At 41.9% G+C, this 7933-nt stretch carries 7 protein-coding genes, 9 tRNA genes and 1 rRNA gene; 1 reads left to right on the forward strand and 16 read right to left on the reverse strand.

Annotated elements, in window-relative coordinates:
* Window positions 1–145 precede the first annotated feature (145 nt).
* From glmM to sigW, 5 genes are all read right to left on the reverse strand, one after another.
* Window positions 146–1495: a phosphoglucosamine mutase gene (glmM, locus tag ACQKKK_RS22205; protein WP_427619172.1), complete on the reverse strand. Its 1350-nt coding sequence runs from the start codon at window positions 1493–1495 to the stop codon at window positions 146–148.
* 53 nt (window positions 1496–1548) lie between these two features.
* Window positions 1549–2895 (reverse strand): CdaR family protein, encoded by a 1347-nt coding sequence (locus tag ACQKKK_RS22210; RefSeq protein ID WP_427619174.1) that lies wholly within the window; start codon window positions 2893–2895, stop codon window positions 1549–1551.
* Complete coding sequence (cdaA, locus tag ACQKKK_RS22215; protein ID WP_427619175.1) at window positions 2888–3712, reverse strand: diadenylate cyclase CdaA; 825 nt, start codon at window positions 3710–3712, stop codon at window positions 2888–2890. The genes ACQKKK_RS22210 and cdaA overlap by 8 nt, the downstream gene beginning before the upstream one ends.
* A 218-nt stretch (window positions 3713–3930) precedes the next feature.
* On the reverse strand, window positions 3931–4554 hold the full coding sequence (locus ACQKKK_RS22220; protein WP_427619177.1) for a zf-HC2 domain-containing protein: 624 nt from the start codon (window positions 4552–4554) through the stop codon (window positions 3931–3933).
* Window positions 4555–4570: 16 nt separating this feature from the next.
* Entirely contained in the window at window positions 4571–5134 is a 564-nt protein-coding gene (sigW, locus tag ACQKKK_RS22225; RefSeq protein WP_410862964.1) for an RNA polymerase sigma factor SigW, read from the reverse strand.
* A 170-nt stretch (window positions 5135–5304) separates the two neighbouring features.
* On the opposite strand from sigW, the gene ACQKKK_RS22230 reads away from it, so the two are divergent.
* A complete protein-coding gene (locus ACQKKK_RS22230) occupies window positions 5305–5490 on the forward strand; it encodes a Spo0E family sporulation regulatory protein-aspartic acid phosphatase (RefSeq protein ID WP_427619179.1) in 186 nt (61 codons plus the stop codon).
* 137 nt (window positions 5491–5627) lie between these two features.
* Here the strand turns inward: ACQKKK_RS22230 and rocF are convergent, their stop codons facing one another.
* The 11 genes from rocF to rrf all read right to left on the reverse strand — a co-directional run bounded on the left by rocF (window position 5628) and on the right by rrf (window position 7792).
* Window positions 5628–6530 carry an arginase gene (gene rocF, locus ACQKKK_RS22235; protein ID WP_427619180.1) on the reverse strand — a complete coding sequence of 301 codons (903 nt, stop codon included), beginning with the start codon at window positions 6528–6530 and terminating at the stop codon, window positions 5628–5630.
* A 208-nt stretch (window positions 6531–6738) separates the two neighbouring features.
* Window positions 6739–6814, reverse strand: a tRNA-Ala gene (locus tag ACQKKK_RS22240).
* 21 nt (window positions 6815–6835) lie between these two features.
* Window positions 6836–6907: transfer RNA gene (locus ACQKKK_RS22245), tRNA-Gly, on the reverse strand.
* A gap of 3 nt (window positions 6908–6910) precedes the next feature.
* Window positions 6911–6985: transfer RNA gene (locus tag ACQKKK_RS22250), tRNA-Gln, on the reverse strand.
* A gap of 103 nt (window positions 6986–7088) precedes the next feature.
* Window positions 7089–7172: transfer RNA gene (locus ACQKKK_RS22255), tRNA-Tyr, on the reverse strand.
* Window positions 7173–7190: 18 nt separating this feature from the next.
* Window positions 7191–7266: transfer RNA gene (locus ACQKKK_RS22260), tRNA-Thr, on the reverse strand.
* Between the two features lie 14 nt (window positions 7267–7280).
* A tRNA-Val gene (locus tag ACQKKK_RS22265) sits at window positions 7281–7356 on the reverse strand.
* 18 nt (window positions 7357–7374) lie between these two features.
* A tRNA-Glu gene (locus ACQKKK_RS22270) sits at window positions 7375–7449 on the reverse strand.
* A 31-nt stretch (window positions 7450–7480) separates the two neighbouring features.
* Window positions 7481–7553: transfer RNA gene (locus tag ACQKKK_RS22275), tRNA-Thr, on the reverse strand.
* 3 nt (window positions 7554–7556) lie between these two features.
* Window positions 7557–7631, reverse strand: a tRNA-Asn gene (locus tag ACQKKK_RS22280).
* A 45-nt stretch (window positions 7632–7676) separates the two neighbouring features.
* Window positions 7677–7792, reverse strand: a 5S ribosomal RNA gene (gene rrf, locus ACQKKK_RS22285).
* Window positions 7793–7933: the final 141 nt, after the last annotated feature.

The raw sequence follows: 7933 nt of genomic DNA on the forward strand, positions 1-7933 counted from the left end.
TCAGAAAATGAGTTGTAAATCAGGATAATCATACCTTAAACAAGAGACATAGGTCAATTCTTTATTACATTGACCTGCGAAAAAGAACTTCTTTATAAAAAATATGCATAAAAGGAAATTTCGTTCCTTTTATGCATATGATTGGTTAATCGTTTATTCCCATTTCCGCTCTTACAACTGAGACGATGCGATCTACATAATTAGTGCATTCCTCAGCAGTCGGTGCTTCAGCCATAACACGGACTAGCGGTTCCGTACCGGATGGTCTTACCAAAATACGACCGTTTCCGGCCATTTCCCCTTCGACTGCCTTAATGACTTCCTGTACCTTTTCATTATCAGTTACACCGTGCTTATCGGTAACTCTGACATTAATGAGTGTCTGAGGATATTTCTTCATCTCGCCAGCTAGCTCCGATAAGGTTTTTTGGGTGTCACTCATGATGTTCACAAGCTGTAAACCCGTCAATAAGCCATCTCCTGTCGTGTTATAGTCCAGGAAAATGATATGTCCGGATTGTTCGCCGCCAAGGTTATAGCCACCTTTTCGCATCTCTTCCACCACATAGCGATCACCTACTGCCGTTTGGGCACTTTGTATACCATGCTCTTCAAGACCTTTATAAAAACCAAGGTTGCTCATGATCGTAGAAACCACTGTTCCCTGTTTCAGACGGTTATTTTCTTTCAAGTATTTCGCACAAATATACATGATCTGGTCGCCGTCCACTATATTTCCTTTTTCATCTATGGCAATGACGCGGTCTCCGTCACCATCGAAAGCAAGTCCAACATCCGCACCTTTTTCTTTTAAGAATTCAGCAAGTGCTTCAGGGTGTGTGGAACCTACCTTGTCATTAATGTTCAATCCATTGGGCGATGCGCCCATTGTAGAGATGTCTGCATCAAGATCGGCAAACAAATGCATGGCCAAGGCCGATGTCGCCCCATGTGCGCAATCAAGCGCAACATGAATGCCTGTAAAGTCTTCATCCACTGATTGTTTCAAATACTGGAGATACTTTTGCCCTCCTTCGAAATAATCGTTCAAATGGCCTAAATCTCCGCCAACCGGGCGTGGAAGTTCATCCTTTTCCAAATCTAAGAGTGTTTCAATTTCCGCTTCTTGATCATCCGATAGCTTAAACCCATCCGGTCCAAAGAATTTAATGCCATTATCCGCTACCGGATTATGCGAAGCTGAAATCATGACACCTGCTTCAGCACTTAAGGCCTTTGTTAAATATGCAACTCCCGGTGTCGAAATTACACCAAGACGCATCACTTCAGCCCCAATGGATAATAGACCGGCAACAAGTGCACCTTCCAGCATTTCACCAGAAATACGTGTATCGCGCCCTATCAGCACTTTGGGCTTTTCTGTATTTCTAGTAAGAACGTAGCCACCTAAACGGCCTAGTTTAAATGCCAACTCCGGTGTTAATTCGCTATTCGCTATACCCCTAACTCCGTCTGTTCCAAAATATTTACCCATCTTTATCGCTCCTTCTTCGAATCGTTACTGAATTAAATGATGTTAAAGGAAGGTCATGTCTCTTCGTCTTTTTGAGTAATGGTGACCGAAGCCATTTTAGAGTCCAGTTCCCAGGTCACTCCCGCAGGCGCGTTTACCACCAGTTCTACATCATGCGTACCTTCATCTAAATTACTTACATCTACTGTAAGATTAATGTCTTCTTTAGTTATTTTCTTCAAGTCATCCGCTTCACCAAGCAAGGTGATGCTTGCTACATCAGTTTCCAATTCGGCTTCTTGGTCATCCTGTATGCCCACAGGCACTATTTTTATATTGCTGAATGTTTTAGACTCAATGGCAGCCGGTTCTTCTTTATCGACTACCTTTTCTTCTTGTTTTTTTTCAGTTTCCGGTTTTTCCTCTTCTTCAACTGGATCTGCATTCGCTTCATCCGCATCCACTTTCTCTGTGCGAATCTTGACCTTTGCTTTACCCAAGGACATTTTTTGTACATTTTCCGGTTTAGTAAGATCGAGTTCCAATTCTGTATCACCGTCAATTTTCGAGATATTTACAGGAAGATTTACTTCACTTATTTTCTCCAGGCTCGTTTCTGACCCGAATAAGGTGACCTCATTTGGATCGACACTTATACTCTTGATCTTGATACCATCCTTTGCCTTCCCAGTTTGCTTCGGTGCTATCGGCACCGTCTTGGAAGGAATGCTCACTTTTAAGGAAACGGCAACTGAAGCGGGCTCAATCGTCACGTCCAACTTATTCAAGTCCCGGTCAAGGGCTTTAACGGTTGCCTTTCCGTTCACCGTTTCGTTAAGTCCCTTACTTATTTCAAGGTTTGCCTTTACATAGGAAATTTGTTCAATCGCATCTTTAGCACCCGTTATTTTGACAGTTTTCGGGCTAACTGTTGGCTGGCCAGCGGTATATCCCTCTTCAAGTAAAGAGTTGTTATACTCGGCTTCAACTTTGAATTCCTGCGTCACCCGTTCCTGAACATTGACTTCCGCATATTCAGGATCGATCGTCGCCACTAACTTTTCATTCAAATCACTTATTTTAAATGTGACAGTTCTGTTCCCCATTGAGATTTCAGGATCCGAAAGGTCCACGTAAACTTTAAAGTTCCTTTGGTTTTTCGCATTTATCAATAGACTTTTTGCTCCCTTTAGAGTAACATCCACCGTTTCGGGGACTCCGCTCACCACTAGATTTTCACGGTCATAGTACACTTCAACCGGTACATTTTCAATGGTCTCCGTACTGATTTCAGGGGCCGTCGATAAACCAAGGGATTTTTTATCCGACTCCATCTCAAAGTTAATGGAAATGAATAAAAGTGCTGCCAAGGCAAAAGCTACAATTCTCATAAACCAAGCACTATTGGTGAACTTATCCATTCTTTTTCCCCCTCCAGTTCCAGATGCTTGAGGAAGTTGATTTGATGTTCTCCACTACCAGTTCGCTAGTAAGCATGGCCCTAAATGATTCTTGATTCAAATCCCGGTAGAGCTCCCCGTTTTTAGTGACGGATATCCCTCCCGTTTCTTCTGAAACAACAATCGTAAGACTATCCGTAACTTCACTCATGCCGATGGCTGCCCTATGCCGCGTGCCAAGTTCTTTTGATATGAATGGACTTTCTGATAAAGGCAAGTAGCAAGCTGCGGCTGCCACCTGGTTATTTTGTAAAATAACTGCGCCATCATGGAGCGGCGTATTGGGGATAAAGATATTAATGAGCAGTTCCGAAGAAATATAGGATCTTAGAGGAATCCCCGTTTCAACATAATCCCCAAGCTCCGTACCTTTTTCTATCGTAATCAAGGCTCCAATCCGCCTTTTCGCCATATAAGTGGACGCCTTTAGAATTTCTTCGACTAAACGCTCTTGCTGGTTCTCTTCTGGAACGGTGCCCCTTGCAAAGAGCTTCCCGCGTCCTAATTGTTCAAGTGCCCTTCTCAGTTCAGGTTGAAAAATGACAAGAATCGCCAATACTCCCCAATTCATGACTTGTGCCATTAACCATCCAAGTGTATTGAAACCAAACAGGTTGCTTAAGCTTTTTACAATGACAATTACAAAAATTCCTTTTAGCAGCTGAATAGCCTTCGTGCCTCGAATAATAGTTAACAATTTATATATCACAAACCATACAAGGAGAATATCAATGAAATTTACTACATAGTCCCAAACAGTCAAATTGGATAAAGACATGTTGTTTCCTCCAGTCAGTATTACTCCAAATACCAATTACAATCGTTGTGTAATAACCTTAATAGTATACCATTTTTTAAATGATACATCTAAAAACTAGTGTGAGAAATTTACATGTTAAGGACGAATCATGCAAAATGGTTCCCTTCCCTTTAAAAAATAAAGCTGAGCGAAGTCACCGTGTATGAAAACGATGCCCTCCTCCCAGCTTATATACCTTATTCCTTTTTTTCCTCTTTAGCAGGAACCAACGAGGTTGCCGTGTCCTTTACTTTATACCACATCCACTCAAAAGCTTGGTCAATAACATTGATGCTCCCAGTCACATTCCCTGCCTTAGACATATATTTATGTCCATTTATGACTGTTACATCGCCTTCTACTTCACCATCTATTTGAATGTTACCATTTTGAACTACTACATTTCCCTTGATTGTCTCACCTTCAGGCACAATCACCGTTTCACCTTCGACCACTAAGTTAGGCTGCTTTGACACTGAAAAATGTTCGTCCTGATTATAAGTGGAAAAAACAGATCCTGTCATCAATAAGATGAACATCGCTGCCGCTGTCATGAAGGGATGGCTTTTGAACCAACGTTTGGCGCCCGTTGTTTTCGTTTCCTTTGGCAATTGAGCCATAACTTTTGCTGTAAAGTCATCCGAGGCCTTAATATGGGAGGTGCTTTGTACAAGCGCGACCGCCTTTTTCATTTCATGAAAGTAGTCCCGGCATTCAGCACAATTATGCAAGTGCTCCCGTAATACTTCTTTGTGCTCCGGTTTGATGTCCTCATCTAAATAATCATGCATATATTCAATGATTTCCTCATGGCAGTTCATTTTTCTCACCTTCTTTTTATAAATGGCGTAGTTGTTTACGCAAGGCTTCCCGACCACGATGTATTCTCGTCTTAACCGTACCGACTGGCAAATCGAGTATTTCACTGATTTCCTTCAAAGATAACTCTTCAATATACTTCAATACGATTACCGATCGGTATTTCTCGGGTAATTTCATTATTTCCACTTGAATGGTTTCCTGTAGTTCTAAAGATTCAACCTCTTCCTCGGGTTTCGCCATATCTGATGCAACATGGGAATACATATTCAATCCTTCTGTTCCTGCCACCTCTGCATCTAGATAGTAATCTGGTTTTTTCTTGCGAAGACGGTCAATACAAAGGTTAGTCGCAATCCGGTATAACCATGTCGAAAATTTCATTTGTATATTGAAACTGCGAATATTCACGAAGGCCCTTACAAATGCCTCTTGTGCCAAATCTTCTGCTTCTTGCCTGTTTCCGATCATCCTGAAACATATCTGGAAAACTTTGTCCTTGTAAATTTCGACAATTTCCCCAAATGCATTATGATCTCCCTTTAATACTTGATTAATTCTCTCTTTAATGAGTGCATCCATTTTCCGGTATTACCCCCGCTCATGCGGCTATACGATTACTACGAATCGTAAGCTAAAAGGTTTCAAAAATTCATTACATTAATTTTAACAAAGTTTTACATTTTATGTTTAAGAAAAAAAAAACAGGGCTATATAGTAAGAAATTGAAATTCAAGGGAGTGAATCTCTATATGACTGCTGAACAAATTTTAGACCATATTGAACAATACAGACAGAAAATGATGATTTTGGCTTCCCGTTCTTCGATGGTTGATAATGAAGTTGTTGAAGTTAGCAGCAAACTAGATTCTTTAATCAACCAATACATCCATTTAACTAAAAATGGATGTATCCCAGACAGACGTGCTCTTAAGTGAATATGGATATGCGATTGAAACCATCTATTTATGGATATGTTCCGTAATATACACCCTGGATAATAAACCTACGTCTTCTAGCATATAAAAAACAGTAACCCATTACAAGCCAGTTACTGTTTCTTTTATTTTTTCAGTTATAATAACTTTTCTCCAAATAACGAACCCATTAGAGCCACAGCAACGATCGCCGTTTTATTTCGCTCATCTAAAATGGGGTTGACTTCTACGAATTCAGCTGATGTAATCAAGTTGGATTCCGCGAGCATTTCCATGGCCAAATGACTTTCCCGATAACTTATGCCACCAATCACCGGTGTCCCCACTCCAGGTGCATCTGCAGGGTCAACTCCATCCAAATCCAATGAAAGGTGGACACCATCCGTTCTTTCCCTTAAATAATCTATGCACTCTTCCATGACCCGTGTCATTCCCATGCGATCTATTTCATGCATCGTAAATACTTTAATCCCTTTATCACGTATAAGTTCTTTTTCCCCTTCATCCAATGACCTTGCTCCAATTATTACGATGTTTTCTGGTTTCACTTTTGGAGCGGAACCATGGATATTGATTAGATCCGGATGTCCAATCCCAATACTGACAGCAAGCGGCATACCATGTATATTCCCTGATGGCGAAGTATCTTCCGTATTTAAATCCCCATGTGCGTCGTACCAAATTACACCTACATTTTCATAGTGCTTTGCGACTCCCGCCAGTGTTCCTATAGCAATTGAATGGTCTCCACCCAATACAAGTGGAAAAGAACCGCCTTCTATTATTTCATCAACTCTTGTAGCTAACAGGGTGTTCCCCTTTGCAACAAGCGGTAAGTTTTTCAGATTTGTCCCAGGCTTATTTGCATTTCCAGGTCGTCCTACAATGATATCTCCTAAGTCCTCTACTTCTATATTTAACTGTTCAAGACGCTCGAAAATCCCTGCGCAGCGAATGGCACTAGGTCCCATATCCACCCCTCGCCTCGATTGACCAAGGTCCATAGGCAATCCAATGACGGATATTTTCTGAATAGACATACAACTCCCCCTTTCCACCATTTTACATCGTATATGACGAGTGGTTCAACTAAACATTTACATTTATAAAGATGCATCACTCTTTTCTATCTCATACTTTTTCCTATAAAAAAGCTTCTAGGGAGTGGTTACCCCAACAATGCGTATAAACAAAAAAAAGTCTTAAACCATTTTGGCTTAAGACGTAAGTTTTGGTGTATGTAGTTGATGGTGGAGCCTAGCGGGATCGAACCGCTGACCTCCTGCGTGCAAGGCAGGCGCTCTCCCAGCTGAGCTAAGGCCCCTAAGGGGTTTAAAATATATTAAGCGGAAGACGGGATTCGAACCCGCGACCCCAACCTTGGCAAGGTTGTATTCTACCACTGAACTACTTCCGCAAATGGCTGGGCTAGAAGGGATCGAACCTTCGCATGACGGAATCAAAATCCGTTGCCTTACCGCTTGGCTATAGCCCAATATTGATATGTAATAATTATTATTCAGCAAAATAAAAAGGTGGTAATCATATATTTCCCTATTAAAGAGAATATATAACTGATCCACAGGATTTTATTAAAATGGTGGAGGGGGGCAGATTCGAACTGCCGAACCCAAAGGAGCGGATTTACAGTCCGCCGCGTTTAGCCACTTCGCTACCCCTCCGCAATATATGGTTGTAAATGGTGCCGGCAAGAGGACTTGAACCCCCAACCTACTGATTACAAGTCAGTTGCTCTACCAGTTGAGCTACACCGGCAAATAAGATTAAAATGGTGGAGGATGACGGGATCGAACCGCCGACCCTCTGCTTGTAAGGCAGATGCTCTCCCAGCTGAGCTAATCCTCCAGATTAATGAATTAAGAATGGTGACCCGTACGGGATTCGAACCCGTGTTACCGCCGTGAAAGGGCGGTGTCTTAACCGCTTGACCAACGGGCCGGACTATTTTGTGTACATAGATAGATTGGGAAGCTCCCAAGCGGATTCGAACCGCTGACCTCTTCCTTACCATGGAAGTGCTCTACCTACTGAGCTATGGAAGCATATGGCTCCGCAGGTAGGACTCGAACCTACGACCGTTCGGTTAACAGCCGAATGCTCTACCACTGAGCTACTGCGGAATAATATAATGTTTCCTAAAACCCATTTAAAGATTTAAATGAATAGCCTGGCAACGTCCTACTCTCACAGGGGGAAACCCCCAACTACCATCGGCGCTGAAGAACTTAACTTCCGTGTTCGGAATGGGAACGGGTGTGACCTCTTCGCCATCACTGCCAGACTATATTCATTTTTGAAGAATTTTCATTCCTTCAAAACTAGATAATATAAGAAGGTATTTCATTTTTTAAAAAGCGTTGGTTAAGTCCTCGATCTATTAGTATCAGTCAGCTCCACATGTCGCCACGCTTCCACCTCTGAC

The organism is Peribacillus sp. NPDC006672 (assembly GCF_050274955.1).
In the GTDB taxonomy this organism is placed as follows: domain Bacteria; phylum Bacillota; class Bacilli; order Bacillales; family DSM-1321; genus Peribacillus.

Excerpts from the sequence above, each read along its gene's own strand:
- cdaA (WP_427619175.1), bottom strand. The coding sequence starts at position 3,712 with ATGTCTTTATCCAATTTGACTGTTTGGGACTATGTAGTAAATTTCATT.
- glmM (WP_427619172.1), bottom strand. The coding sequence starts at position 1,495 with ATGGGTAAATATTTTGGAACAGACGGAGTTAGGGGTATAGCGAATAGC.
- ACQKKK_RS22220 (WP_427619177.1), bottom strand. The coding sequence starts at position 4,554 with ATGAACTGCCATGAGGAAATCATTGAATATATGCATGATTATTTAGAT.
- ACQKKK_RS22230 (WP_427619179.1), top strand. The coding sequence starts at position 5,305 with ATGACTGCTGAACAAATTTTAGACCATATTGAACAATACAGACAGAAA.
- sigW (WP_410862964.1), bottom strand. The coding sequence starts at position 5,134 with ATGGATGCACTCATTAAAGAGAGAATTAATCAAGTATTAAAGGGAGAT.
- rocF (WP_427619180.1), bottom strand. The coding sequence starts at position 6,530 with ATGTCTATTCAGAAAATATCCGTCATTGGATTGCCTATGGACCTTGGT.
- ACQKKK_RS22210 (WP_427619174.1), bottom strand. The coding sequence starts at position 2,895 with ATGGATAAGTTCACCAATAGTGCTTGGTTTATGAGAATTGTAGCTTTT.